Origin of the sequence: Haloferax massiliensis (assembly GCF_001368915.1) — an archaeon.
Lineage (GTDB): Archaea > Halobacteriota > Halobacteria > Halobacteriales > Haloferacaceae > Haloferax > Haloferax massiliensis.
This window is the reverse complement of sequence record NZ_CSTE01000003.1, coordinates 84,087-108,610: the sequence shown is the minus strand read 5'-3', so window position 1 is coordinate 108,610 and position 24,524 is coordinate 84,087. Positions and strand designations below refer to the sequence as shown.

25 protein-coding genes are annotated in these 24,524 nt (G+C 68.7%); 19 read left to right on the top strand and 6 right to left on the bottom strand.

The genetic code is table 11. The features are described from left to right. Position 1: 1 nt before the first annotated feature. The 6 genes from BN996_RS14105 (at position 2) to BN996_RS14080 (ending at position 6,626) form a co-directional block, all read left to right on the top strand. Positions 2-1,066 carry an ABC transporter ATP-binding protein gene (locus BN996_RS14105; protein WP_089780134.1) on the top strand — a complete coding sequence of 355 codons (1,065 nt, stop codon included), beginning with the start codon at positions 2-4 and terminating at the stop codon, positions 1,064-1,066. Next, on the top strand, positions 1,063-2,154 hold the full coding sequence (locus BN996_RS14100) for a DUF917 domain-containing protein (RefSeq protein WP_089780132.1): 1,092 nt from the start codon (positions 1,063-1,065) through the stop codon (positions 2,152-2,154). The genes BN996_RS14105 and BN996_RS14100 overlap by 4 nt, the downstream gene beginning before the upstream one ends. After that, complete coding sequence (locus BN996_RS14095) at positions 2,147-3,691, top strand: hydantoinase/oxoprolinase N-terminal domain-containing protein (RefSeq protein WP_089780130.1); 1,545 nt, start codon at positions 2,147-2,149, stop codon at positions 3,689-3,691. The genes BN996_RS14100 and BN996_RS14095 overlap by 8 nt, the downstream gene beginning before the upstream one ends. Continuing rightward, positions 3,691-4,779 (top strand): DUF917 domain-containing protein, encoded by a 1,089-nt coding sequence (locus BN996_RS14090; protein WP_089780128.1) that lies wholly within the window; start codon positions 3,691-3,693, stop codon positions 4,777-4,779. Before BN996_RS14095 ends, BN996_RS14090 begins: the two co-directional genes overlap by 1 nt. After that, positions 4,776-5,891: a DUF917 domain-containing protein gene (locus BN996_RS14085; protein WP_089780126.1), complete on the top strand. Its 1,116-nt coding sequence runs from the start codon at positions 4,776-4,778 to the stop codon at positions 5,889-5,891. Before BN996_RS14090 ends, BN996_RS14085 begins: the two co-directional genes overlap by 4 nt. Positions 5,892-6,095: 204 nt before the next feature. Further along, positions 6,096-6,626 (top strand): Lrp/AsnC family transcriptional regulator, encoded by a 531-nt coding sequence (locus BN996_RS14080; protein WP_089780124.1) that lies wholly within the window; start codon positions 6,096-6,098, stop codon positions 6,624-6,626. A gap of 33 nt (positions 6,627-6,659) precedes the next feature. Here BN996_RS14080 and BN996_RS14075 read toward each other — a convergent pair whose 3' ends face one another. Further along, entirely contained in the window at positions 6,660-7,970 is a 1,311-nt protein-coding gene (locus BN996_RS14075; protein WP_089780122.1) for an aspartate aminotransferase family protein, read from the bottom strand. 257 nt (positions 7,971-8,227) lie between these two features. Between BN996_RS14075 and BN996_RS14070 the strand changes: the two genes are divergently transcribed. Beyond that, on the top strand, positions 8,228-9,607 hold the full coding sequence (locus BN996_RS14070) for an NAD-dependent succinate-semialdehyde dehydrogenase (protein ID WP_089780520.1): 1,380 nt from the start codon (positions 8,228-8,230) through the stop codon (positions 9,605-9,607). A gap of 264 nt (positions 9,608-9,871) precedes the next feature. Continuing rightward, positions 9,872-11,284 carry an APC family permease gene (locus tag BN996_RS14065; RefSeq protein WP_089780119.1) on the top strand — a complete coding sequence of 471 codons (1,413 nt, stop codon included), beginning with the start codon at positions 9,872-9,874 and terminating at the stop codon, positions 11,282-11,284. A gap of 126 nt (positions 11,285-11,410) precedes the next feature. Here the strand turns inward: BN996_RS14065 and BN996_RS14060 are convergent, their stop codons facing one another. The 4 genes from BN996_RS14060 to BN996_RS14045 all read right to left on the bottom strand — a co-directional run bounded on the left by BN996_RS14060 (position 11,411) and on the right by BN996_RS14045 (position 13,395). Continuing rightward, a complete protein-coding gene (locus tag BN996_RS14060) occupies positions 11,411-11,905 on the bottom strand; it encodes an Lrp/AsnC family transcriptional regulator (protein ID WP_042664723.1) in 495 nt (164 codons plus the stop codon). Between the two features lie 124 nt (positions 11,906-12,029). After that, positions 12,030-12,371, bottom strand: a complete 342-nt coding sequence (locus tag BN996_RS14055) for a (2Fe-2S) ferredoxin domain-containing protein (protein WP_089780117.1) — start codon at positions 12,369-12,371, stop codon at positions 12,030-12,032. Further along, a complete protein-coding gene (locus tag BN996_RS14050) occupies positions 12,371-13,207 on the bottom strand; it encodes a CbtA family protein (protein WP_089780115.1) in 837 nt (278 codons plus the stop codon). The genes BN996_RS14055 and BN996_RS14050 overlap by 1 nt, the downstream gene beginning before the upstream one ends. A 2-nt stretch (positions 13,208-13,209) precedes the next feature. After that, the gene (locus BN996_RS14045) at positions 13,210-13,395 is read right to left on the bottom strand and encodes a CbtB domain-containing protein (RefSeq protein ID WP_089780113.1); all 186 of its coding nucleotides are present in this window, start codon (positions 13,393-13,395) and stop codon (positions 13,210-13,212) included. Between the two features lie 170 nt (positions 13,396-13,565). On the opposite strand from BN996_RS14045, the gene cbiT reads away from it, so the two are divergent. The 11 genes from cbiT to BN996_RS13990 are packed head-to-tail and all read left to right on the top strand — an operon-like array spanning position 13,566 to position 22,355. Continuing rightward, complete coding sequence (gene cbiT / locus BN996_RS14040) at positions 13,566-14,120, top strand: precorrin-6Y C5,15-methyltransferase (decarboxylating) subunit CbiT (protein WP_089780111.1); 555 nt, start codon at positions 13,566-13,568, stop codon at positions 14,118-14,120. Beyond that, entirely contained in the window at positions 14,117-14,824 is a 708-nt protein-coding gene (locus tag BN996_RS14035; protein ID WP_089780109.1) for a cobalt-factor II C(20)-methyltransferase, read from the top strand. Before cbiT ends, BN996_RS14035 begins: the two co-directional genes overlap by 4 nt. Next, on the top strand, positions 14,821-15,657 hold the full coding sequence (gene cobM / locus BN996_RS14030) for a precorrin-4 C(11)-methyltransferase (protein ID WP_089780107.1): 837 nt from the start codon (positions 14,821-14,823) through the stop codon (positions 15,655-15,657). The genes BN996_RS14035 and cobM overlap by 4 nt, the downstream gene beginning before the upstream one ends. Continuing rightward, positions 15,654-16,622, top strand: coding sequence for a cobalt-precorrin 5A hydrolase (gene cbiG, locus BN996_RS14025; protein WP_089780105.1), 969 nt, complete (start codon positions 15,654-15,656; stop codon positions 16,620-16,622). Before cobM ends, cbiG begins: the two co-directional genes overlap by 4 nt. Then, positions 16,619-17,506, top strand: coding sequence for a precorrin-3B C(17)-methyltransferase (locus BN996_RS14020; protein ID WP_089780102.1), 888 nt, complete (start codon positions 16,619-16,621; stop codon positions 17,504-17,506). The genes cbiG and BN996_RS14020 overlap by 4 nt, the downstream gene beginning before the upstream one ends. Before the next feature lie 3 nt (positions 17,507-17,509). Continuing rightward, complete coding sequence (gene cobJ / locus BN996_RS14015) at positions 17,510-18,529, top strand: precorrin-3B C(17)-methyltransferase (protein ID WP_089780100.1); 1,020 nt, start codon at positions 17,510-17,512, stop codon at positions 18,527-18,529. Between the two features lies 1 nt (position 18,530). Then, entirely contained in the window at positions 18,531-18,788 is a 258-nt protein-coding gene (locus BN996_RS14010; RefSeq protein ID WP_089780098.1) for a ferredoxin, read from the top strand. Then, positions 18,785-19,507 carry a cobalamin biosynthesis protein gene (locus tag BN996_RS14005; protein ID WP_089780096.1) on the top strand — a complete coding sequence of 241 codons (723 nt, stop codon included), beginning with the start codon at positions 18,785-18,787 and terminating at the stop codon, positions 19,505-19,507. The genes BN996_RS14010 and BN996_RS14005 overlap by 4 nt, the downstream gene beginning before the upstream one ends. Continuing rightward, positions 19,504-20,724 (top strand): CbiX/SirB N-terminal domain-containing protein, encoded by a 1,221-nt coding sequence (locus tag BN996_RS14000; protein WP_089780094.1) that lies wholly within the window; start codon positions 19,504-19,506, stop codon positions 20,722-20,724. The genes BN996_RS14005 and BN996_RS14000 overlap by 4 nt, the downstream gene beginning before the upstream one ends. A 2-nt stretch (positions 20,725-20,726) precedes the next feature. Beyond that, on the top strand, positions 20,727-21,110 hold the full coding sequence (locus tag BN996_RS13995; protein WP_089780081.1) for a DUF3209 family protein: 384 nt from the start codon (positions 20,727-20,729) through the stop codon (positions 21,108-21,110). 6 nt (positions 21,111-21,116) lie between these two features. Then, positions 21,117-22,355 (top strand): PQQ-binding-like beta-propeller repeat protein, encoded by a 1,239-nt coding sequence (locus BN996_RS13990; RefSeq protein WP_089780079.1) that lies wholly within the window; start codon positions 21,117-21,119, stop codon positions 22,353-22,355. 35 nt (positions 22,356-22,390) lie between these two features. On the opposite strand, the gene BN996_RS13985 is transcribed toward BN996_RS13990, so the two are convergent. Beyond that, on the bottom strand, positions 22,391-24,499 hold the full coding sequence (locus BN996_RS13985) for a VWA domain-containing protein (RefSeq protein WP_089780077.1): 2,109 nt from the start codon (positions 24,497-24,499) through the stop codon (positions 22,391-22,393). Positions 24,500-24,524 lie beyond the last annotated feature (25 nt).

Sequence of the window (24,524 nt, the reverse complement as noted above, 5' to 3'; positions counted from 1 at the left end):
GATGTCGGAACCCCTGCTCGAAGTCGACGACCTGAAGAAGTACTTCCCCGTCAAAAGCGGCATCATCAAGCGCACGTCCGACCACGTGAAAGCGGTCGACGGCGTCTCGTTCGACATCGAGCGCGGCGAGACCCTCGCGCTCATCGGCGAGTCCGGCAGTGGGAAAAGCACCGTCGCGCGGACGGTTATCGGCCTGACCGGCGCGACCGGCGGGACGGTTAGATTCGACGGCGAGGACATCACGAACGCGACCGACGAGCAACTGGCTCGCCTCCGGTCGCGCGTCCAGATGGTGTTTCAGGACCCCACGTCGAGTCTGAATCCCCGGCGGACCATCGGCAAGTCGCTCGCAGTCCCGCTAAAAGCGCGTGGCGTGCCGAAATCGGACCTCCGGGAGCGCGTGGTCGACCTGCTCGAACGCGTCGAACTGAACGACGAGTACTGGAACAAATACCCCCACGAACTCTCCGGCGGGCAGAAACAGCGGGTGAACATCGCCCGCGCGCTCGCGGTCGAGCCGGAACTGCTCTTGCTCGACGAGCCGACGAGCGCCCTCGACGTGAGCGTGCAGGCGAAGATTATCGCGCTCCTCGAAGACTTACAGGCGGAGTTCGGACTCACCTACCTGTTTATCACCCACGACCTCTCTCTGGTCCGCAACTTCGCCGACGAGACGGCCGTGATGTACCTCGGCGAGATTCAGGAGCGCGGCCCCACGGAGGAGGTGTTCAAGCGGCCGCGACACCCCTACTCGCGGGCGCTCCTCTCCGCGATTCCCGTCACGACCGACGAGGAAGAAGCGTACAAGCCGCGGCACGAACCCCTCCGGGGCGAAATCCCGAGTCCGCGGGACGTGCCCGCGGGCTGTCGGTTCCACACGCGGTGTCCCTACGCGACCGACGCGTGTTCGACCGACGAACCGGAGTTCGTCGCGGTCGACGCCGGCCCCAGCGTCCGGTGTCACATCTACGACGAGGCGTACGCCGACGCGTTCGACGACGTGCCCGACGTGGCGGTCGCGGCGGTCGCCGACGAGGGGGTCGCATCGAACACCAACGAGCCATGAAGATAACCACAGACAACATCGACGACTTCGCCACCGGCGCGACCGTCCTCGGGACGGGCGGCGGGGGCGACCCCTACATCGGGAAGCTGATGGCACAGCAGGCTATCGAAGAGCACGGTCCCGTCGACCTCATCGACCCGCGAGACGTGCCCGACGACGCGCTCGTCATCCCGAGCGCGATGCTCGGCGCGCCGACCGTGATGGTCGAGAAGATGCCGAAGGGTACCGAGGCGCTCGCCGCGTTCGAGGCGCTCGAAACGCACCTCGGACAGGAGGCCTACGCGACGATGAGCATCGAGGCGGGCGGGCTGAACAGCACCGTCCCCATCGCCGTCGCCGCCGCGCTCGGACTCCCCCTCGTGGACGCCGACGGCATGGGCCGGGCGTTCCCCGAGGTGCAGATGGTGACGCTCACGATGGGCGGCGTCAGCGCCACCCCGATGAGCATCGCCGACGAGAAGGGCAACTCGCTTCTCGTGAACACCGTCAGCAACGAGTACGCCGAGGCGTTCGCCCGCGTGACGAGCATCGAGATGGGCGGCGCGTGCATGATAGGAACCTACGCGCTCTCCGGCGCAGAGGTCCGCGAGCACGCGATTCTCGACTCGATGTCCCTCGCCCACGACATCGGCGAGGCGATTCGCACCGCCAAGCACCGCTCGCGGGACCCCGTCGAGTCGGTCCTCGACCTCACCGACGGCTACGAGCTGTTCGCGGGGAAGATAACCGACGTGGAGCGCCGGACCGAAGGCGGCTTCGCGGTCGGCGAGGCGACCCTCGACGGCATCGACGACTGCGAGGGCCGGACGTTCACCCTCGACTTCCAGAACGAGAACCTCGTCGCCCGCGACTCCGAGCGCGGCGTCGTGGCGAGCACCCCCGACCTGATTACGGTCGTGGACGCCGAGACGGGCGACCCCGTCACCACCGAGCGACTCGCCTACGGCCACCGGGTGCGGGTCATCGGCATGCCGTGTTCGCCGAAGTGGCGGACCGAGGAGGGACTCGACCTCGTCGGGCCGAGGTACTTCGACTACAGCATCGACTACGAACCAATCGAAACTCTCCAGCAACCCAGACATGACTGACTACCGAATCGGAATCGACGTCGGCGGCACCAACACGGACGCCGTCGTCATGGACGGCGACGACAACCTCCTCGCGAAGACGAAGACCCCCACGACCGAAGACATCACCTCGGGCATCCTCAGCGCCCTCGACGTGGTCCTCGACGACAGCGGCGTCTCAGAAGACGAACTCGACTACGTGATGCTCGGCACGACCCACGCGACGAACGCCATCACGGAGCGGCGCGGCCTCAACGAGGTCGGCGTCATCCGCATCGGCGCGCCCGCGACCCAGAGCATCCGCCCGCTTCTCGAATGGCCCGACGACCTCGCCGCGGCAATCGGCGACAACGTCGCCATCCTCGACGGCGGCCACGAGTTCGACGGCCGCCTCCTCAACGACCTCGACGAGGAGCAGGTCAGAGCGCAGATTCGCGAGTTCGCCGACGTGGACGCCTTCGCCGTGACGAGCGTCTTCTCGCCCGTCCGCGACGACCACGAGACGCGGGTCGCCGAACTCATCCGCGAGGAGGTCGGCGACGACGTGCCCATCTCCGTCTCGAACGAAATCGGGAGCGTCGGCCTGCTCGAACGCGAGAACGCGACGGCGCTCAACGCCGCGCTCACCGGCGTCGCCTCGGAGGCCGCGAACGCCTTCGTCGAGGCGATGGACGAACGCGGCATCGACGCGAACCTCTACTTCGGCCAGAACGACGGGACGCTGATGAGCGTCGACTACGCCATCCGCTACCCCATCTTCACGGTCGCCAGCGGCCCCTCGAACTCGGTCCGGGGAGCGGCGTACCTCTCGCAGGTCGAAAACGGCATCATCGTCGACGTGGGCGGCACGACGACCGACGTGGGCGCGGTCACCGAGGGCTTCCCCCGCGAGAGCAGCGTCGCCGTCGAAATCGGCGAGGTGAAGACCAACTTCCGCATGCCAGACATCATCGCCATCGGCATCGGCGGCGGCTCCATCGTCTCGACCGACGACGGCGTCACCGTCGGCCCCCAGAGCGTCGGCTACAAACTGACCGAGGAGGCGAGGTGTTTCGGCGGCGAGACGCTGACCGCGACCGACCTCGAAGTCGCCGCGGGAACCATCGACATCGGCTCCGAGACGCCGGCCGTCGACGATGAAATCGTCGAGGCCGCCCGCGAGTACGTCAGAGAGCGCGTCGAGCGCGAGGTCGACCGCATGAAGACGAGCGCCGAGCCGGTCCCCGTGGTCATCGTCGGCGGCGGGAGCATCCTCGTCCCCGACGACATCGCGGGCGCGAGCGAGGTCCACAAGCCCGACCACTACGAGGTCGCGAACGCCGTCGGCGTCGCCATCGCGCAGGTCTCCGGCGAGGTCGACCGCATCTACAGCCTCGACGAGATGGACCGCGAGGAGGCCATCCAGCACGCGAAAGACGAGGCCACCGACAACGCGCTCGCCGCCGGCGCTGACCCCGACAGCGTGGACATCGTGGACGTCGAGGAGGTCCCGCTTTCGTACCTGCCCGGCAACGCGGTGCGAATCAAGGTGAAAGCCGCCGGGGCGCTCGACTACTGATGACGGTCGAAATCGGCGTCGAGGAGATAGAGGATATCGCGCTCGGCGCGACCGTCCTCGGGACCGGCGGCGGGGGCGACCCCCACGTCGGCAAACTCGTCGCGAAGCAGGCAATCGAGGAGTTCGGCCCCGTCGAACTCGTCTCCCCGGACGAACTGGACGCCGAGGACTTCGTCGTGCCGACCGCCCAGATGGGCGCGCCGACCGTCTCGGTCGAGAAACTCCCGAGCGGGCGGGAGGCCGTCACCTCGCTGGAGCGCGTCGAGCGCGAACTCGGAAAGACCGCCGACGCGACGATGCCGATAGAGTGCGGCGGCATCAACTCGACGTTCCCCTTCGCCGTCGCGGCCCGCCGCGGGCTTCCCGTGGTCGACGCCGACGGCATGGGCCGGGCGTTCCCAGAACTCCAACACGAGACGTTCAACATCTACGGCGTCAGCGGGACGCCCGCGGCCGTCAGCGACGAGCGGGGGAACACCTGTCTCATCGAGACGGAAGACAACGACCAGTTGGAGTGGCTGGCACGCGGCGTCACGGTCAGAATGGGCGGCGTCGGCTACGTCTCCGACTACCCCATGACCGGCGCGCAGGTCAAAGAGACGGCCATTCCGGGCACGATGTCGCTCGCCCGCGACCTCGGCCGCGCGCTCCGACTCGCCGAGGACGACGCGATGAGCGCCGTCCGCGAGGTGACCCGCGAGTCGATTTACGGCGAGGCGCGGTCGCTGTTCGAGGGGAAAATCGTCGACGTCCAGCGCCGCACCGAACGCGGGTTCGTCTTCGGGCACGTCGATATCGACGGCCTCGACTCCGACGAGGGGTCGGCGATGCGCATCGAGTTCCAAAACGAGAACCTCGGCGCGACCGTCGACGGGAGCTACGTGGCGACCGTCCCCGACCTCATCACCGTCCTCGACCGCGAGACGGGCGGCCCGATTCCGACAGAGAGCCTCCGATACGGGGCGCGAGTCCGCGTGCTCGGCATTCGGACGCCCGAGATAATGCGGACGCCCGCCGCGCTCGACGTGTGGGGGCCGCAGTCGTTCGGCCTCGACGCGACCTACGAACCACTCGCGGACCACCCATGAGTTTCGACATCCCACACCTGACGGAGATAACGCTCGACGACCTCGAAGCCGTCGGCATCGGCGCGGGCATCCTCGGCACCGGCGGCGGCGGCAACCCCCGCCTCGGCCGGCTGCGACTCCAGACGCTCCTCGAAGACGACGCCTACCCCGACTCGGTCGAACTGGTCGACCCGCGGGACCTCCCCGCGGACGCCACCGTGGCGAGCGTCGGCGGCATGGGCGCGCCCACCATCAGCGTCGAGAAGTTCGCCGGCGGCGACGAGGAGGTGCAGTCGCTTCGCGCCATCGAAGACCTCTCCGGCGAGACGGTCGACGCGCTCATCCCCGGCGAAATCGGCGGGGCGAACAGCATGGCCCCGCTGTGCGTGGCGGCGATGACCGACCTCCCCGTGGTCGACGCCGACGGCATGGGTCGGGCGTTCCCCGAACTCCAGATGGACACGTTCTTCATCTACGGGACGCCCGTGAACTACGCGGCGACGACCGACGAGCGCGGCAATCAGGTCGTCTACCGGGACATCGACTCGGCCAAGCGCCTCGAAGACCTCGCGCGGGCAATCACCGTCCAGATGGGCGGCCGCTCGGGCTACGCCTTCCCGCTCATGACCGGGGAGTTCGTCTCGGAGTACGCGGTTCCCCACACCGTCTCGCTCGCCACCGAACTGGGCCGGGCGGTCGAACGCGCCCGCGACTCCGGCACCGACCCCGTCGACGCCGGCCGCGAACTCCTCGGCGGCGAGGAGCTGTTCGCCGGGAAAATCGTGGACGTCCACCGACGCAACCGCGACGGCTTCGCGCTCGGGAGCGTCACGCTCGCCGGGATAGACGAGGACGCGACCCTCGAAATCGAGTTCCAAAACGAGTTCCTCGTCGCCCGCGACGACGACGGCGACCTCCGCACGACGGTCCCGGACCTCATCTGTCTGGTCGACACCGACACCGGCGCGCCGGTCACGACCGACGCCCTGCGGTACGGCCAGCGCGTCCGCGTCCTCGGCGTGCCCGCGCCCGAACTGCTCACGACGCCCGAGGCGCTCGACGTCATCGGCCCCGAAGCGTTCGGGTACGAGGTTCCGTACGACCCGCTTCCGCGGGACGAGACGGGGTGGTGACGACGCGGTCGCCGCAACCGTACCGGCCGACGTAACCGCTGAACCGCCCCCGGTGCCGCGGTCCCCGCGGCGTCCCACAATCGAACAACTCGTCACCCACACACCACAAGCCGCGAACTAGCCGATTCGGCACAGCTCTTGTGTCGTTTTGATACGTTTACGCCACCAGCAGTTTCAAATCGAACCCCGAAAATATATCCGACCATGGAAAACCCCGACCTCACGTCCGCCGACGCCCCGTCCGACCCGAACACGCCGGAGGCGGTCCTCGAAAACTACCTCGACGAGCACGACTACGAGATATTCCGCGCGCTCAACGAGAACGGCCGCATCTCCGACACCGAACTCGCCGAGCGCGTCGGACTCTCCCGGACCGCGGTCCGTCGCCGCCGCGAGAACCTTCAGGAGAGCGACGTGCTCGAAATCCTCGCGGTCATCGTCCTCCAGGAGGCCGACCTCGCCGACGCGCAGATACTCGTCTCGTTCGACCAGCACGTCTCGTCCGAGGTGCGAACCGAGTTCATCGCGATGCTCATCGACGAGGGACTCGTCTACAACGCGAGTTCCTGTCTCGGCGAGTACGACCTCGTCTTCAGCGCGTGGCACACCGACCTGAACGCGCTGAAAGAGTACGTCTGGGACCTCTTCGACGGCGAGGACATCGTCGACGACTACACCATCATCCCGCTTCTGAAGACGTGGAAGGCGTGGGACAAAGAGCTGGACCGCCCCTGAATCGGTCGGGAGCGCGGTACGGAGGACTCTCGTTTAGGCCAGGTCGTCCAGCGCGACGCGGAGCGCGTCGACGGCCTCGCCGAGTTGCGCCCGCGAAATCGTCAGCGGGGGCTGGAAGCGCATGACGTTCTTGTAGTAGCCGCCGACGCCCATGACGACGTTGGACTCCTCGCGGAGGTGGTCTCCGACCGCGGCCGCGAGTTCCTTGTCAGGAGCCGGTGCGACGTGTTGCGGGCCCGACTTTTCCGGGTCGACGAGTTCGATGCCCTGCATCAGCCCGAGGCCGCGGGCCTCGCCGACCACGTCGTAGTCGGATTCGAGCGTGGCGAGTTCGGCCGAGAGCCACTCGCCGTTCTCGCGGGCGTTGTCGATGATGCCGTTCTGCAGTTCCTCGATAGTCGCCAGCGCGGCCGCGCAGGCGACGGGGTTGCCGCCGAACGTCGAGAGGTGGTCGCCGGAGCCGAACGCGTCCGCGATTTCCGCGGAAGCCGTGAACGCGCCGAGGGGCAGGCCGTTGGCGATGCCCTTCGCCTGCGTCAGAATGTCGGGTTCGACGCCGAAGTGCTCGCTGGCGAACAGCTCGCCGGTGCGGCCGTAGCCGGTCTGGACCTCGTCGGCGATGAGGAGCGCGCCGTGGTCGTGGGCGATGTCCCGGACGCGCTTGAGCCACGCCTCCGAGGGGACGACGATGCCGGCCTCGCCCATGACGGGTTCGACGACGACCGCCGCGAGGTCGCCGCTGGTGTGCGAGCCGATGACCCGTTCGAGCGCGTCGGCGCAGTCCGCGCCGCAGGTGTCGCCGTCACAGCGGGGACACCGGTAGGCGTACGGCGGCGCGGTGTGCGCCACGTCGTTGATGGTCGGGGCCATGTCCTGCTTGTAGGCCCTGTTGCCAGTGAGCGCGAGGCTTCCGAGGGTGCGGCCGTGGAAACCCATCTCCAGCGAGATGACCTCCTTCGAGCCGGTGTACTTCCGGGCGAGCTTGATGGCCCCCTCGACGGCCTCGGTGCCGGAGTTACAGAAGAAGGTCTTCTGAAGGTCGCCGGGCGTCACCTCGGCGATGGTCTCGGCGAGGTCGGCCACCGGCCGGTTCGGGTGGACGTACGAACAGCCGTGGACGAACTCCTCCAACTGCTCGGTCGCGGCCTCGACGACGGCCTCGTTGTTGTGCCCGACGTTGGTCACCGAGATACCCGAGAACACGTCGAGGTACTCGTTGCCGTCGAAGTCTTCGAGCGTGCACCCCGACGCCCGCTCGACCGGGACGTTCAGCGATTTCCATATCGGCATGAGGTAGTCGTCGTACGCCGCCTCGACCGACGAATTCGTCGTCCGTTCTCTCATGAACACAGATTCTAAACTGAATCCTAATAAATTGTTCTGTGTAGGATAAAGTTCAGAAAACACCGATTGTATCGGGTCGAAACCGGTGCTCCAGACTCGAACGTAGCTGGTGACCACGTACTCGACTGCGTTCGTCACCGATGGGTTTTGAACACAGTCCAAACATTCAGACACAGATGGAACATTTATCAACATATGGGGCGACGGTGGAGCCAAGCGGGAGCCGCGAGCGACCGCCGCGCTCCCGAGAGCCGACCATGAAATCCATCAACCCCGCGACCGAGGAGGTCATCGAGACGCACGAGGAGCACGACGAGGCGACTGTCGACGCGCGCTTGGACGCCGCGTGGGACCGGTTCGAATCGTGGCGCGAGACGCCGATTTCGCGGCGCGAGAAGTTGCTCGCGGCCGCCGCCGACGTGCTGCGCGAGCACAGCGAGGAGTACGCGGAACTGATGACAGAGGAGATGGGAAAGCCCATAGAGCAGGCGGCCTCGGAGGTCGAAAAGTGCGCGTGGGTCTGCGACTACTACGCTGAACACGCCGCCGAGTTCCTACAGGACGAACACATCGGCACCGCGCCGGGGTCGAAGACGTACGTCTCCTACGAGCCCATCGGCCCGGTGCTCGCGGTGATGCCGTGGAACTTCCCGTTCTGGCAGGTGTTCCGGTTCGCGGCCCCGCACATCACCGCCGGCAACGTCGCGGTGCTCAAGCACGCGCCGAACGTCTTCGGCTGTGCCGACGCAATCGCCTCCGTCTTCGAGCGGGCGGGCTATCCGGACGACGTGTTCACCTCGCTGCAGATTTCCGCCGAGCGCGTCGCCGGCGTCATCGAAGACGACCGGGTTCGCGGCGTGAGTCTGACGGGGAGCACCCGCGCCGGGCGGGCCGTCGCGGAGACGAGCGGCCGCGAACTCAAGCCGACGGTGCTCGAACTCGGCGGGAGCGACCCCTTCGTCGTCCTCGACGACGCGCCGCTCGAATCGACCGCGAAGCGGGCCGCGCGGGCGCGGACCCAGAACAACGGCCAGTCGTGTATCGCCGCGAAGCGCTTTGTCGTCCACGAGGCCGTCTACGACGAGTTCGTCGAGCGCTTCACCGAGGAGATGCGCGCGCTGACCGTCGGCGACCCCACCGACCCCGAGACCGACGTGGGGCCGCAGGCCCGAGCGGACCTCATGGAGACGCTCCACGAGCAGGTCGCGGCGTCCGTCGAGGCCGGCGCGACGCTCCGCCTCGGCGGCGAACCGCTCGACCGACCCGGCCACTACTATCCGCCGACGGTGCTAACCGACGTGCCCGAAGACGCACCCGCGAGGACCGAGGAGCTGTTCGGCCCCGTCGCCACGGTCATCGAGGTCGAAGACGAATCTGCGGCGGTCCGCGTGGCGAACGACACGCCCTACGGCCTCGGCGCGAGCGTCTGGACGGCCGACGCCGAGCGCGGCGAGGCGCTCACGGAGAGACTCACCGCGGGCAACGTCGCCGTCAACAACGTCGTCGCGTCGGACCCGCGAGTCCCGTTCAGCGGGACGAAAGACTCGGGCTACGGGACCGAACTCTCCCGGCACGGGATTCTGGAGTTCGTCAACACGAAGACGGTCCGGGTCGAGGACGCGCCCGCCGACGAGTAACCGAGCCGGCACCCGACCCGACGCCCGGAGCGACACCGGCGCGGCGGCCGCGACGACCGCCCGGAAGGTGAATCGAGCGTTCTCGGCTTTTCTTTCCGCTCGACGAGTTGACTACCATTCGAACCGCCGGCCGTTTGGCGATTTTCCGGTGAATCGTCGGCCAGTTTGTCGTTCCAGACCATGATTATCTATTGAACTGTGTCCCTAATTTTCTCTAAAAATTGAACACAGTAAGATATATAGTGGGTAAGTTAGAATGTGGTGATGTCAATCATAACCATGACAGGAGAACTCTCACGCGTCCTCTCGAAGCGCGACGTGTTCGTGCTCGCGCTCGGGGCGATGATCGGATGGGGTTGGATCGTGCAGACGGGGTACTTCATCGACCAGAGCGGCGTCACCGGCGCCATCTCGGCGTTCGTTCTCGGCGGGTTCATGGTGTCCGTCGTCTCGCTCATCTACGGCGAACTCGCCTCGGCGATGCCCTTCGTCGGCGGCGAGCACGTCTACAGCATGCGGGCGTTGGGGCCGGCCGGCGCGTTCGTCTGCACGTGGGCGATAATCTTCGGCTACATCAGCGTCGTCGCGTTCGAGGCGGTCGCGCTCCCGAGCGCCCTCGCGTACATCGTCCCCGGGTTCAACGTGTTCGAACTCTGGACGGTCGCCGGCCAGCCGGTCTACGGCACGTGGGTGGCGACGGGCGTCATCGGCTCCGTGGTTATCACGTACCTCAATTACCGGGGCGTCCGCCCGGCCGCGCAGTTCCAGGCGATTCTCGCGCTCGTCATCACGCTGTCCGGCCTGACGCTCCTCCTCGGCGCGCTGTTCAACGGCACCTCGCCGTCCTCGCCACCGCTCGCGGGGGCCGGCATCGGCGGCGTGTTCACGGTCGCCATCATGACGCCGTTCATGTTCGTCGGCTTCGACGTGATTCCGCAGGCCGCGGGCGAGGCCGACGTGTCGCCGAAGCTCCTCGGCGGGCTCATCGGGCTCTCGGTCGCCTGCGCCGCCGCGTTCTACATCGCCGTCATCTGGGCGGCCGGGCAGGTCGCCACGGGCGCGACGCTCGTCGAGAGTTCGCTCCCCGCCGCGACGGCGATGGAAATCGCGTTCGACAGCGTGACCATCGGCCGCATCATGGCGCTGGCCGGCCTCGCGGGCATCCTCACGAGCTGGAACGGTTTCGTCCTCGGAGCCAGCCGCGCCATCTACGCCATGGCCGACTCGAACATGCTCCCCGAGCGGCTCGCGACGATCCACGACGACCACGACACGCCGTCGACCGCAATCGTGCTCGTCGGCGGGCTGGCGGCGCTCGCGCCCCTGTTCGGCGAGCAGATGCTCGTGTGGGTCGTCAACGCCGGCGGCCTCGGCATGGTGACGGCGTGGCTCCTCGTCGTCGTCTCGTTCCTCGTGCTCCGGTACCGCGACCCCGACTTCGACCGGCCGTTCAAGCTTCCGGCGGGCTACGCGGTCGGCGCGCTCGGCCTGCTGTTGACGGTGTTCTTCGTCGGCCTCTACCTCCCCGGCTCGCCCTCGGCGCTGGCGTGGCCCTACGAGTGGGCGATGGTCGGCGGCTGGTGCCTGCTCGGCGTCGTCCTGCTGGCCGTCGCCGGCGGGCTCCCGACCCGGACGGAGGCCAAGGCGCACCTGAGCGCCCAGCAGCTCGAAGACTGATTCGCTTCCGGCGGTCGAAGCGCGGTGTCGGTGCGGGTTCAGCCGCGATGCGGACACGGACGCGGATGCGGGTCGAACGCATCGCGGGTGCGACTCGTCGCACCCGGGGAGTCGGCGCGGACCGCGTTACGACACGTCGGGGAGGAGCGCCGCTTTCAGTTCTTCGAGTTCGTAGTCGTTCAGCGGGTTCGGCTCGTCCTTGATGGTCGTGATGACGAACGTCGAGCTCGTCCGCGAAATCTCGTCTATCTCCTCGAACTCCGAGATGAGGTCTTCGACCATCCCGCGCGAGGCGAGGTGCGAAATCAGGACGAAGTCGGTGTCGCCGAGCGTGAAGTACACCTGATTGACGCCGGGGACCTCGCCGAGTTTGTCGCCGACCTCCTTGTGGTACTCAGAGCCGTACTCGGCCCAGACCTCGGTGATGAGCGTGAGGTTCAGCCCGGCTTTCTCGAAGTCGACGTCGAAGATGTCGTTCTTGATGATGCCCTGTTCTTGGAGCCGTTCGAGGCGGTAGTGAACCGTCGACTTCGGGATGCCCGTCTCCTCGGTTATCCGGTCGGGACTCCCCGATTCGAGCGTCCCGATGGCCTTGAGGATTCGAAGGTCCTTCTCGTCCATGAACCGTAATCAGAAGTGCAACGATATTATTGTTCTGCGTTCAACCCCGTCCGCGTCGGGGAGATGGCGGCAAGACGGTGGTGAGACGGGCGCGTCGCGGCCGCCGGTGTCGGCGAGTCGGCGGTCAGCGGTCGGGTCGAACGCCGAGGTTCGACGCGTCGGGGCCGAACTCGTCGGCCAACAGCGACGGCACGTCCCCGGGGCGAACGTCCGAGTACCACCGGTTCCGCGGGTGGATGGCGACCGCGGCCCCCTCGGCGCTACAGAGTCCGAGACAGCTCGTTTCGGCGACCTGAACCCGCGACCAGAAGACGCCGCGGTCGCGCAACCACGAGGTCACCGCGTCGTACACCGCCGGGCCGTCGGCCTCGGCGCAGTCGGCGTACTCGGAGTCCCGACCGTTCGTACAGACCAACACGTGGTCCGTAAAGCCGTGCTCGCGGACCTCGTCGGTTCGGTCGCGCATCAGTCGGCCGCGGGAGCCGAGTCCCGGCCCGCGGTCGGAATCGCCGGTTCGGGCTCGGACTCGCTCGACGGCCGAAGCCGCGAGTGCGCCGCCGCGAGGACCAGCCACTGGAGGACCTGTCCGAACGCGAACAGGCCGGTGAGCCCGGTTTCGAGCGTCGGCGACAGCGCCCCGTGAACCGCGTTTTCGGGAGCGAAGACCGCGAGCACCGCGAGCAGGCCGAACGGGACGGCCGCGCCGACGAGGGCCGCGGCGAGGCCGCTCGACTCGCGCAGGCGGGTGTAGGCGTAGCCGGCCGAGAGACAGGCGAGCGCCCCGGCGAGCATCATCCCGGCGTAGAGCGGGAGCCGCGTCGCCACCGAAAGCGACTGTTCCGCCCCCGGCGCGACCGGCGGGAGGACCAGCCACGGCGCGCCCGAGACGGTGACGAATCCCGCGAGCCCCATCAGGTAGCTCTTGGCGGCGTCGGGACCGGGAATCGCGGGTTCGAGGAAGAAGAAGGCGACCCCGAAGAACGCGCCGCCGAGCACGACGCCCCACAGGCCGCCGGCCGCGACGCTCACGGCCTTCGTGACTGCCATCGACACCGCGGTATCGTGGTGGCCACCGCTCTCGCTGGCGTGGGTGCCTTCGGAGTCGTGGCTGTGACTCCCGTCAGTCCCGTGGCTGTGGGCGCTTTCGGCCTCGTGGGCGTGACCGCTCTCCTCGACGGCGGCGTGGTTCAGTTCGTCCGCGTAGCCGACGAGGGGGTTAGCGACGACGGCCATGAACAGGCCGAACACCAGTCCGGCGACCAACCCCGCCTTCACCCCCCGAGTCAGGTACTCGGCGAACATCGTCAGTGGCAGGCGATGCCGGCCGCGTGGCGGAAGTTGTGCAGCGAGTCGTGGACGAGCGGGTCCTGCACGAACAGGAGCGTAAAGCCCAGCGCGGCCATAAAGAGGGCTCCCGCGGCCATCTGCGTGGGTGACAGCTCGGTTCGAGCGCGTTCGATGCGACCGTTGACGGTGTTCGCCGTAGCCATGGTAAACTCGGGTTGATGAAAACCAAGCACAGTTGTAAAACTTTCGAGAACAACCGAGATTGTGTTTGGGCAATTCAGATTTAATAACTCGGCGGGGCGATTTTATGAAAGTTGATTTGCTATACTCCAAGCACAATTGTTTTCAAACAGCGCCGGGATTGTCAGGTCGAATGTCACAGGTAACGCTCCCGCACGACGCCAAGGCGGGGCCCACGAAACCGGAGGTGAGAGCGGTCACGCTCGACAAACTCGGCTTGCGGCCGACGGACCACTTCGTCGACGTCGGCTCCTGTACCGGCTCGGTCACCATCGAGGCGGCCCGGCGGGTCGAGCGCGTGACCGCCGTCGAGCGCAAACCGAACCGACTGGACGTGACGCGGAAGAACCTCGCGGCGAACGAGTACGACGCCGACGTGACGCTCCGCGAGGCGGAGGCTCCCGACGGCCTCCCGGACGACGCCGACGCGATGTTCGTCGGCGGCAGTCGGAACTTCGATGCCGTCCTCGACCACGCCGTCGACACCGGCGTCGACCGCGTCGTCATGAACGTCTCGCGGGTCGAACCCGCCGGCGACGCCATCGAGGCGTTCCGCGAGCGCGGCCTGCTCTCGGAGGTCGTCCAGATGCAGGTGAGCCACGGCTACGAACTCGCCGGCGCGACGAGCTTCCGGTCGAACAACCCGGTGTACGTCGTCGTCGGTCGACGCGGCGCGGAGGGGCTATGACCGTCTACGGCATCGGTCTCGGCCCCGGCGACGCCGACCTCGTGACCGTCAAGGGGAAGCGCCTGCTCGAATCTGCGGCGGTGGTCTACTCGCCCGGCCGCCTCTCCCGGACGGTCGCGCTGAACCACGTCCCCGAGGAGCGTATCGGCGACCTCGACTTCCCGATGACGCGCGACCCGGACGAACTCCGCCGCGCGTGGAAGGAGGCCGCCGCCGAGGTGGCCGCCCGCGCCGAGTCCGAGGACGTGGCGTTCGTGACGCTCGGCGACCCCAACGTCTACTCGACGTTCGGCCACCTCCGCCGCACCCTCGACGCGTTCCACCCCGAGGTCGACCTCGAAGTCGTCCCCGGCGTGAGCGCGATGACGGCCTTCGCGACCGCGCTCGGCGTCGAAATCGAGTCCGGGACCGGGCTCGCGCTCCGCGAGGCCGCCAACGGCTCCGCGCCGACCGGCCCCGACCGAATGGTGCTGTTCAAGGTCACCGACGCGCCGGCGACCCACGAGAAGCTGACCGAGGCGGGCTACGACGTCCGGTTCGGCCGCCGGCTGTTCATGGAACAGGGCGAGACGGTCGTCACCGACGACCCCGAGGAACTCGCCGAACGCGACTACTACACGCTGGCCTACGCGGAGCGCGAGGGCGTCGAGCGCGACGTGGCGACCGCCGCGTTCGACGGCGTCGAATCGGGGGGGTCGGCGTGAGCGTCGACGGCGACGCGGACACCGGCTTCACCGACGAGGAGGGAATCCCCTTCGTCGGCGCGGGACCGGGCGACCCGGACCTGCTCACCGTCGCCGGGAGAAAACTCGTCGAGGACGCCGACCTCGTGGTTCACGCGGGGTCGCTCGTCAACAGCGAACTCCTAGACGAGTTCTGCGCCGACGCCGAGCAGGTCAACAGCGTCGGCAAGGACCTCGAAGAACTGATTCCGCTGATGGCCGACGCCTACGAGTCGGGTCGGACCGTCGTCCGACTCCACAGCGGCGACCCGGCGATTTACGGGGCCGCCTTGGAGCAGATGGACGCGCTGGCCGAGGCGGGCGTGCCGAGCTACCTCGTCCCCGGCGTCACCTCGGCGTTCGCCGCGAGCGCGACGCTCCGCACCCAGTTGACGCTGAACGAGGTGTCGAACCACGTCGTCTTCACCCGGCCGCAGGGCCGGACGCTTTCGCCCGAGGAAGACCACATCGGCGACTTCGTGGGCTTCGGCGACACCACGGTCTGCATCTACCTCGGGACCCACGCCGTCGCCGAGACGATGGACCGCCTGCTGGACGAGGGCCACGACCCCGACACGCCCGTCGCGGTCGTCTACCACGCCTCGTGGCCGGACGAAGACGTCATCGAGGGCACCATCGAGACCATCGGCGAAAAGGTCGAAGACGCCGGCTACCGCGCCTCGGCGCTCGTCATCATCGGCGAGGCGGTGAACGGCTCGGACTACGAGCGGTCGTTCCTCTACGGCGACTGGGCCCGCGGCGGCGACGCACCGAACGACGAACCGGATTCTGAAACAGAGGGGCAGACACAATGAGCGACAACTCGACAGACTCCGGAGGCGGCCACTGTAGCACTCCCGACAGCGACGGCGAGGTCGCCGACGAAATCGCCATCGTCAGCTTCGAGCGAAAGCTCGACACGGCGGAGGAAATCAAGCGGGACCTCGCGGACGACTACGACCGGATAGACGTCCTCACGTACCACGGCGACGTGTTCGCCGACCACTGGGGCGAGTACGACTGCTTCGTCGGCCTCATGGCCAGCGGCATCGCCATGCGGAAGACCGCCGGCCTCCTCGACGACAAGTGGGAAGACCCGGCGGTCGTCGTCGTCGACGAGGAACTGACGTGGGCGATTCCGCTCACCGGCGGCCACCACGGCGCGAATCAGGTCGCCCACGACCTCTCGAAGCTCGGGGCCGTCCCGGCGATGACGACCGCCTCGGAGGCCGCGGGCAAGCAGGGCGTCGAGAGCAAGGCGAAGGCGCTCGACTCCCACGTCGTCAACGGAGATTCGACCGTGGCGACGAACCTCGCCGTCCTCAACGACGAACTCGGTCCCGTCGCTCGCCTCGACGGCCCGAAGGCGGTGCTCGTCGGCGACGACGTGACCGTCCTGAAGCGCAACGGCGACGACGGCGTCGTCCTCGGAACCGGGAGCGTCTCCGGCGCGAAGAAAGAACAGTTCCTGACGGCGTGGGAACGGGCGCTCGACGACGCCGACTGCGACTGGGACGACGTGGAGTTCGTCGCCACCGGCACGCGGAAGGCCGACGAACCCGGCATGCTCGACGCCGCCGAGGAAATCGGCGCGGGCGTCGTCTACTTCGAAAAGGAGACCCTCACCGAGTTCGAGGGGCCGACGCCCTCGCGGTCGAAGGAACTCATCGGCTGGCCCGGTATCGCCGAGGCGAGCGCCATCGCCGGCGGCCGCGACCACGAACTCGTCGTCGAAAAGCGGCGCTACGACGACGCCGTGACCGTGGCGGTGGGACGATGAGCGACGGCGGCGAACCCGAATCGACGGCCGGCGGCCGCGACGAATCGGCGACCGATTCCGACGGCCGAAACGAGGTCCCAGACGACTACGGGACGCTCTACGTCGTCGGCATCGGTCCCGGCCTCCCGGACCACATGACGAAGCGGGCGAAGGAACTCATCTCGACGTCGGACTGCGTGGTCGCGTCGAACCTCTATCAGGAGTTCCTCCGCGACGACGGAACCCTCCCGCCGGAAGAGAGCGACGAGGGGCCGGAGGTCGTCCGCTCGTCGATGGGAAAGCAGGTCGAACTGACCCGCGAGGCGTTCGAGCGCGTCCGAAACGGCGAGGACGTGGTCCACGTCTCCGGCGGCGACCCGAACGTCTACGGGAAGTCCGACCTCGTGTTCACGATGGCGGAGACGGACGAGGCGACCGACGTGCCCATCGAAATCGTCCCCGGCGTCACCGCGGCGCTCGGCGGCGCGGCCATGATGGGCGCGCCGCTGTCGAACGACTTCTGTACGGTCTCGCTATCCGACAAGTGGCGCGGCTGGGACGAAATCGAGGAGAAACTGCGCGCGGCCGCCATCAGCGGCTTCGTCATCGTCCTGTACAACTGCTGGCGGAACTACGAACGCGCCATCGACGTGGTCCGCGAGGAGCGGGCCGACGACGTGCCGGTCGGCATCTTCAACGACGCCGGCCGCGGCGAGGCCGGCCGGAATCTGGACGACGAGACGTTCTCGATTACGACCCTCGGCGACGCGAAAGCCCACGACGACGACGTGGGCGGGATGGGAACCTCGATTCTCATCGGGACCCACGAGACCGAACCCTGGAGCAACGACTACGAAACGTACCTCGTCACGCCCCGCGGCGGGCGCGACGTCGACGACTTCTAACACATGAGCGACTCAGACACCACAACCGAATCGAACTGTGGCGGGGCGACGACCGAATCGAAATCGGAATCGGAATCGAAGTGCGGCGGGGCGAAGACGGAGGCCGAGTCGGACACGACCTCGAAGTGCGGCGCGTCGTCCTCGAAATCCGACGGCGGGTCGTCCTCGAAGTGCGGCGGCAGTTCGGGCGAATCGAAGAAGGAACAGACCGCCGAGAAGGTCGAAGCCACTATCGAGGACTTCGACGGCGAACCGGGGCAACTCGTCGCCGTCGGCCTCGGACCCGGTCGCGCGAGCGAGATGACCACGCTGGCGAAAGACACCCTCCGCGAGGCCGACCACATCGTCGGCTACACGACCTACATCGAACTCCTCCCCGACGACGTCGTCGAGGGGGCAGAAGACATCTACTCGACGCCGATGTGCGGCGAAGTCTCCCGGACCGAAGAGGCGGTCGACCGAACGCTCGCCGGCAACGACGTGGCAATCGTCGGCAGCGGCGACCCCAACGTCTACGCGCTGGCGGGCCTCGCGCTCGAAATCCTCGAATCGAAGGGCGCGACCGCGAGCATGGTCGACTTCGACGTGGTCGCGGGCGTCCCGGCGGCGCAGTCCTGCGCGGCCCGACTGGGCGCGCCGCTGGTCAACGACACGGTGACCATCAGCCTCTCGGACCACCTGACCTCGATGCCGACCATCGAATCGCGGCTCCACGCGGCCGCCAAGGAGGGCTTCACCATCGCCATCTACAACCCGTGGAGCCGCAAGCGCCGGTCGAACTACGAGAAGTGCTGCGAGATTCTCCTCGAACACCGCGCGCCCGACACGCCGGTCGGCGTCGTCCACGGCGCGGGCCGCGACGACGAGGAGGTCGAAATCGTCGAACTCGGCGACCTGCCCGACCTCGGCGAGACCGACCTCGTGGACATGACGACGACGCTGCTGGTCGGCAACGAGGAGACGTACGTCTGGGACGACCGGATGGTGACCCCCCGGGGCTACGAGCAGAAGTACGAGTACTGAGATGTTCGAAATCGCAATCGACCGAGACGCCTGCGACGGCATCTTCGCCTGTCTCGCCCGCGACGGCCGGTTCGTCGAGGACGACGACGGACTCGCCACAATCGACCCCGACGCGGCCGGCGTCGTAAGCGTCGAGCGAACCGACGAGCGCGTCGTCGCCCTCCTCGAAGGCGACGCCGAGGCGGACGACGACGACGCGACGCTCGCGGCGCGAGCCTGTCCGCCGGGCGCGATTTCGGTCCGGGAGGTGGACGCGTGAGCGACGCGAACGCCGACGGTTCGGCCGCGGACGCCGACTCGGACGCGAGCGTGGACTCCGGCGTCGCCCCCGCTGACGACCTCCTGAAGAGCGCGCCAGAGACGGCGTACCTGTGGGGCCACGTCGCCGGCGGCGGCCGCGTCGAGCCGGGACAGTTCACGGTGCTGACGGGCGACGAGACCTGCGCGAACCGCCTCGCGGTCATCGCCGGCGGCGGCGAAATCGACCGCCGAGAGACGGCACGAGAGTACGCCCACAACACCGCCGTCACCCGCGTCAAAGACGAGTACCACGTCATGGTCGAAGGCGACGTGGTCAGAAGCGCGAGCGCCGCGTTCGGCCTCCCCGTCGGCGACGACGCCGGCGGCTACCGCTTCGACGCGTTCGAAGACCGGCGGAAACAGCTCCTTCGGGGTCTCCTCGAATCCTGCGGGACGGTCTGTTTCAAGTCCTCGACGGGGACGGTCGGCATCTCGTTCGTCCACGACGACCGGGCGCTCCTCGACACCGTGGACCGACTGCTCGACGCCTGCCCGGTCGACGCGCCGACCGGCGAGATTGGGGAGACCTCCTCGGGCGGCTACTGGTTCGGTATCGACGACGACGCGGCCGCCGACTTCGGCGAGTGGGTCTACGAGGGAAGCGACGAGACGAGCCTGTTCGCGCCGACGCGGCGTCGAAAGCTCGTCCGAAGCCTCGAAGAGGCCGAGAACGCATGAGTCTCGAACGGCCCGACCCGGTGCTCGACGACGACGCGGTGCTCCTCGTCGGCCACGGTTCGCGCCGCGAGGAGTCGAACGAGCAGGTGCGGACGCTCGCCGCGAAGCTGGAATCGCGGCTGTCGGTCCCGGTGGACGCGGCGTACATCGAACTCGCCGAGCCGTCGATAGACGACGCGATCGAGTCGATGGCCCCGACCTGCCGGACGATGACCGTCGTCCCCCTCTCGCTTTTCGCCGCGAGCCACGTCAAAAACGACGTGCCGCTGGCGGTCCAGCGGGCCCGCGCGACCCACGACGACACCGAGTTCCGGTTCGGGTCGCATCTCGGCATCCACCCCTCGCTCGTGGACCTGTTGGACGAGCGGGCGCGAGCGGTCGAGTCCGACCTCGGCGTCGACCGCGAGGACGACGACGTGGCGGTCGTGCTCTGCGCCCGCGGGTCGAGCGACCCCGACTCGAACGGCGACGTGCACAAACTGGCGCGCCTGCTGTACGAGGGCCGGGAGTTCACCCGGGTCGAATCGGCGTTCATCGGCGTCACCACGCCCCGACTTGAGGAGACGCTTCACACCGTCGCCAGGGACCGCCCGGACGCCGTCGTCGTCCTCCCGTACATGCTCGGCGACGGCGTGCTGACGGGGCGAATCGTGGACAAAGCCGAGACGTTCGACGAGGAGTACCCCTACGTCGACGCCGGCGCGTCGGGACCGCTCGGGACGGACGACCGAGTGGTCGAGACGCTCGCGGACCGCTACCGAGAGGCCCGCACGGGAAGCGTCGAGATGTCCTGCGACACCTGCAAGTACAAGGTCGAACTCGCCGGCTACGAGGACGACGAGGGGGGCGCTCGGGCGATGCTCCGCTCGCTCGTCCATCAGGCGGAACACGCCGACCGGAGCGACGTCGACGACGACCCGCACGTCCACGACGCCCCCGAGAAACACGTCGCGGTCTGCACGAACCAGACCTGCGCCGCGAGCGGGGCGGCGACCGTCCTCGAACGACTCAGACAGGGCGTGCGCGACGCCGATGACTGCGACGTGCACGTCTCGCGGAGTTCGTGTCTCGGCCAGTGCGGTGACGGCCCAATCGTCGCCGTCTACCCCGACAGCGTCTGGTACGGCGGCGTGACGCCCGACGACACCGACCGCATCGTCTCGTCCCACCTCGAACGGGACCGCATCGTCTCGAACCTCGTCCACCAATCACTCTAACCATGGCCTGCGCAGAACTCGAAGCGCTCCGACTGGCGCTGTTGAACATCACCGGAACGACCGACGAACACGCGAAGCGACACGCCGAAGCCGAACTCGAAGACTACCTCGGCGACGCCGACCCCGGCCCGATTCGGGCGCTCGCGAACGCGACCACCCTCGACGAGGCCCAGCGACACCTCGACGCCGCGCTCGTCGACCTCGAAGAGGAGGCGACGCGAATCGACGACGACGACCCGCGAGCCGGCTACCTCCGCGGGCGACTCGTCGCCGTCCGCGACGCCGAACGGTCGCTTCGCCGCGTCCGCGAGGGAACCGACTCGCTGCTCGACGACCTCGGAGAGGCGCACCACACGCTCCACGACGCCTTCCCCGTCGAGGACTGAGTTCCGATGGCTCCGTCCCCACTCACGGCCCGCCGCGACCTCGGGGAAGTCGACCCCGCGAGCAGTCGCCACAACTGGGCGCGCTCCGCGGTCGAAGCGACCGAAGACGCCGTCTTCGTCGGAACCGCGGCCGGCCGCGTCGTCGCGCTGGAGACTGCTGCCGACTCCGCATCCGACGGCGGCGAACGTTGGGAGACGCGCGGCGACAATCCCGTCGTGTCGATGGCCGCCACCGACGACGTTCTCGTCGTCGGCGAGCGCGGCGGCGACGGACTCGTTCGCGTCCTCGACGCCGAGACGGGCGACGCGCGCTGGACGTACGCGACGGCCGACGACGTGGGTACGGCGACGAAGGACTCGCTGTTCTTCCGACCCTACGTCGTCGACCTCGCGGTGACGGGTGACAGGGTCGTCGTCGCCGCCCGGCGCTACGAACGCGACGGCGAGGACAGAGTCTGGCGGAGCGTCGTTCTCGGGTTCGACCGAGACGGGCGGCTCGCGTGGCGCAGACGGGTCCACGCGTCGCCCATCGCGGTCGCCGCCGACGGGGACCGCGTCGCCGTCGCGTACAACCGCTGTCCGAACTCCGAACAGGACGGCCTCGTGCTCCTCGACGCCCACACCGGGGGACGGGTCGCGTCGTGGGACCCCGGCACCGACGGGGACCGACGGGTCGGCGACGTGGCCTTCGCGGGCGACGCGCTCGCCGTCGCCAGCCACGGCGACAAACGCGGCTATCTCCTCGATTTCGAGGGGAACGAGCGGTGGCGACTCGACCTCGCCACCGAGCGCCGCGTCGGCGACGAGACCGTCTACGCCTATCCGACCCACGTCTGCGTCGCCGACGGAGCCGCCGCCTTCGTCACGGGGAACACGTTCGCCGAGTCGACCCGCGACCCGGACGCGCGACACCCCGACGAACACACCGCGGTCGGCGTCTCGGTCGACGGGGGCGAGCGCCTGTGGACCCGCGACACCGGCGGGTTCGCGCGCTCGGCCGTCGCCGCCGGCCCGCGGGTGTTCGTGCCGTCCGCCCAGCACTTCCGGGAGCGGGAGGCCGACCGCCACGGGGTCCACACGTTCGATGCGACGGCGGGGCACGTCCGGACCGACGACCTCCCGGGCATCCCGACCGCGGTCGCCGCGGGCGGGGGCGTCCTCGCGGTGGTCGAAGAGCCGGTCGAGTACCACGACGAGGGCGTCACGCGCGGGGCGTACCGACTCCGAACGCGACCGATTCGATAGGAGACACCATGCGAAACGAGACGACCGACCCCCGACTACTGCCCGTCCGCGGAGCGCGCGACCTCGGCGACCCGCTCGGCCGACAAGTCGGAAAGCGGGATGCGCCGCGCGCCCGTCTCGGAGACGAGGATGTCGGTCACGCCGATGCCGTCGTCGCCGGCGTCGACGACGACGACCGAAGCGTCGGCGGCGGCGAGGCCCCGCGCCGCCGACCGGGTCTGTCCGGTCGGGCTCCCGTCCGCGACGTTGGCCCGGCCGTCGGTGACGACGACGACGAGCGCGGCGTCGGCGTCCGAGCGGTCGATGACCCGACGGGCGGCGTCCAGCCCGGACGGAAGCGGCGTCCGGTCGCCCGTCGGGAGTTCCTTCAGGTGCCGCGCCGCCAGCGTGACGCTGTCGGTCGGCGGGAGCAACACCTCGGCGTCGTCGCCGGCGACCGCGACGAACGCGACCTCGTCGCGCTGTTCGTAGGCGTCTTCGAGGAGCGACAGCACGGTACCCTTCGCCCGCCGCATCGCGGCGCGCATCGACGCGCTCGCGTCCACGACGAACACGACGAGCGTCGCGGCCGACCCGCGGGCGACCGCGGTTCTGAGGTCCGACCGGGTGACGCGGGACCGACCGGCCGAGGCCGCGGCCCGGACCGACGCCGGAACGTCGATGTCGTCGGTCTCCGTCGCCGGTTCGGTTCGCACCCGCGAGCCTCGCCCCTGCCGCGACTCCCGCACCGCGGCGCGGCTTCCGTCGCCCGGCGTCTCCGCGTCGAGGCCCGCGTCCTCGACCGGCGGGCGCTCGGTGTCGCCGACGGCGGCCCGGTTCTGGCCGGGGAGAAGCGGGGTCGCTTCGTCGGGGGCGTCACCGGAGTCGCCGTCTTCGGAAGCTCCGTCTTCCGAATCGCCATTCTCGGCACCACTCTCGTCGGCTCCGCCGACTCCACCGTCTCGGTCGTCGCCGCCGGTATCGTCGTTCCCGGCGTCGGAGCCGGGAGCCTCTCCCGCGGCGTCGCCGTCATCGTCTCCCCCGGCGTCGTCTCTCTCGGCGTCGCCTTCGCCGTCTCCGCCGTCGCTCGCGCGGTCGCCATCGCTGGCGTCGTCTCCGCCGTCTCCATCGCCCGAGTCGTCCCGGTCCGCGTCCTCGTCGAAGTGGTCGTCGAGCACGTCGTCGAGGTCGGGGTCGTCGTCGAACGGGCGGCTCCGGAGTCGGTGCGGGAGCGCGAGGGCGGCCGCTTCGCGCACGTCGCTTTCGAGCACCTTCGTCCGACCGTCGAGCGCCGCGAGGGTGCGGGCCGCGCGGGCGATGGCGATGTCGGCGCGGTGGCCCTCGACGCCGGCGTCGACGCAGAGTTCGGCGATGTCGCGTTTGAACTCGGCCGGGAGGGCGACCGAGTCGAGGCGGTCGGTCGCCTCGCGGAGCGCGGTTTCGAGCGCCGCGGTCTCCTCGCGGTGGGCGTCGGCGACCGTCTCCGGGTCGTCGCCGCGCGCCAGCGCCCGGTCGATAATCTCCACCCGGTCGTCGATGTCGCGGCTGCCGACGACGGTCGCCTGGAGGGCGAAGCGGTCCCGGAGTTGGGGGCGGAGGTCGCCCTCCTCGGGGTTCATCGTCCCGACGAGGGTGAACTCGGCGGGGTGCTCGACGCTCACCCCGTCGCGTTCGACGCGGTTGACGCCGCTCGCGGCCGCGTCCAAAAGCAGGTCGACGAGGTGGTCGTCGAGGAGATTCACCTCGTCAACGTAGAGGATGCCGCGGTTCGCGCGAGCCAAGAGCCCGGGGTCGAACGACGCCTCGCCGTCGAGCGCGTCGGCGACAGAGAGCGTGCCCGCGACCCGGTCGCGGGTCGCGCCGAGCGGGAGCGTTACGAGCGGGACCGGCCGATGTTCGACCTCGTGGTCGTCGCGGGCGCGACAGGAGTCACACTGGCGGGCCGGGTCGTCCGGGTCCGGCGGACAGCCGTACGGACAGCCCGCGACGACCGCCTGTTCGGGCAAGAGGTCGGCGAGCGCGCGGACCGCGGTCGACTTCGCGGTTCCCTTCTCGCCGCGGACGAGCAGGCCGTCGACGTCGTCGTCGGCCCCGACGGCCAACAGCGCCCGTTTCAGTTCGTCTTGCCCGACGATAGCCGAGAACGGAAGCGTCTGAGTCGTCATCGAATGCGAAATCGTAGTTGCAGTA

What these genes read in the sequence shown, in the direction of transcription:
- BN996_RS14105 (WP_089780134.1), top strand. Translation starts at nt 2, where the DNA reads ATGTCGGAACCCCTGCTCGAAGTCGACGACCTGAAGAAGTACTTCCCC.
- BN996_RS14100 (WP_089780132.1), top strand. Translation starts at nt 1,063, where the DNA reads ATGAAGATAACCACAGACAACATCGACGACTTCGCCACCGGCGCGACC.
- BN996_RS14095 (WP_089780130.1), top strand. Translation starts at nt 2,147, where the DNA reads ATGACTGACTACCGAATCGGAATCGACGTCGGCGGCACCAACACGGAC.
- BN996_RS14090 (WP_089780128.1), top strand. Translation starts at nt 3,691, where the DNA reads ATGACGGTCGAAATCGGCGTCGAGGAGATAGAGGATATCGCGCTCGGC.
- BN996_RS14085 (WP_089780126.1), top strand. Translation starts at nt 4,776, where the DNA reads ATGAGTTTCGACATCCCACACCTGACGGAGATAACGCTCGACGACCTC.
- BN996_RS14080 (WP_089780124.1), top strand. Translation starts at nt 6,096, where the DNA reads ATGGAAAACCCCGACCTCACGTCCGCCGACGCCCCGTCCGACCCGAAC.
- BN996_RS14075 (WP_089780122.1), bottom strand. Translation starts at nt 7,970, where the DNA reads ATGAGAGAACGGACGACGAATTCGTCGGTCGAGGCGGCGTACGACGAC.
- BN996_RS14070 (WP_089780520.1), top strand. Translation starts at nt 8,228, where the DNA reads ATGAAATCCATCAACCCCGCGACCGAGGAGGTCATCGAGACGCACGAG.
- BN996_RS14065 (WP_089780119.1), top strand. Translation starts at nt 9,872, where the DNA reads ATGTCAATCATAACCATGACAGGAGAACTCTCACGCGTCCTCTCGAAG.
- BN996_RS14060 (WP_042664723.1), bottom strand. Translation starts at nt 11,905, where the DNA reads ATGGACGAGAAGGACCTTCGAATCCTCAAGGCCATCGGGACGCTCGAA.
- BN996_RS14055 (WP_089780117.1), bottom strand. Translation starts at nt 12,371, where the DNA reads ATGCGCGACCGAACCGACGAGGTCCGCGAGCACGGCTTTACGGACCAC.
- BN996_RS14050 (WP_089780115.1), bottom strand. Translation starts at nt 13,207, where the DNA reads ATGTTCGCCGAGTACCTGACTCGGGGGGTGAAGGCGGGGTTGGTCGCC.
- BN996_RS14045 (WP_089780113.1), bottom strand. Translation starts at nt 13,395, where the DNA reads ATGGCTACGGCGAACACCGTCAACGGTCGCATCGAACGCGCTCGAACC.
- cbiT (WP_089780111.1), top strand. Translation starts at nt 13,566, where the DNA reads ATGTCACAGGTAACGCTCCCGCACGACGCCAAGGCGGGGCCCACGAAA.
- BN996_RS14035 (WP_089780109.1), top strand. Translation starts at nt 14,117, where the DNA reads ATGACCGTCTACGGCATCGGTCTCGGCCCCGGCGACGCCGACCTCGTG.
- cbiG (WP_089780105.1), top strand. Translation starts at nt 15,654, where the DNA reads ATGAGCGACAACTCGACAGACTCCGGAGGCGGCCACTGTAGCACTCCC.
- BN996_RS14020 (WP_089780102.1), top strand. Translation starts at nt 16,619, where the DNA reads ATGAGCGACGGCGGCGAACCCGAATCGACGGCCGGCGGCCGCGACGAA.
- cobJ (WP_089780100.1), top strand. Translation starts at nt 17,510, where the DNA reads ATGAGCGACTCAGACACCACAACCGAATCGAACTGTGGCGGGGCGACG.
- BN996_RS14010 (WP_089780098.1), top strand. Translation starts at nt 18,531, where the DNA reads ATGTTCGAAATCGCAATCGACCGAGACGCCTGCGACGGCATCTTCGCC.
- BN996_RS14000 (WP_089780094.1), top strand. Translation starts at nt 19,504, where the DNA reads ATGAGTCTCGAACGGCCCGACCCGGTGCTCGACGACGACGCGGTGCTC.
- BN996_RS13995 (WP_089780081.1), top strand. Translation starts at nt 20,727, where the DNA reads ATGGCCTGCGCAGAACTCGAAGCGCTCCGACTGGCGCTGTTGAACATC.
- BN996_RS13990 (WP_089780079.1), top strand. Translation starts at nt 21,117, where the DNA reads ATGGCTCCGTCCCCACTCACGGCCCGCCGCGACCTCGGGGAAGTCGAC.
- BN996_RS13985 (WP_089780077.1), bottom strand. Translation starts at nt 24,499, where the DNA reads ATGACGACTCAGACGCTTCCGTTCTCGGCTATCGTCGGGCAAGACGAA.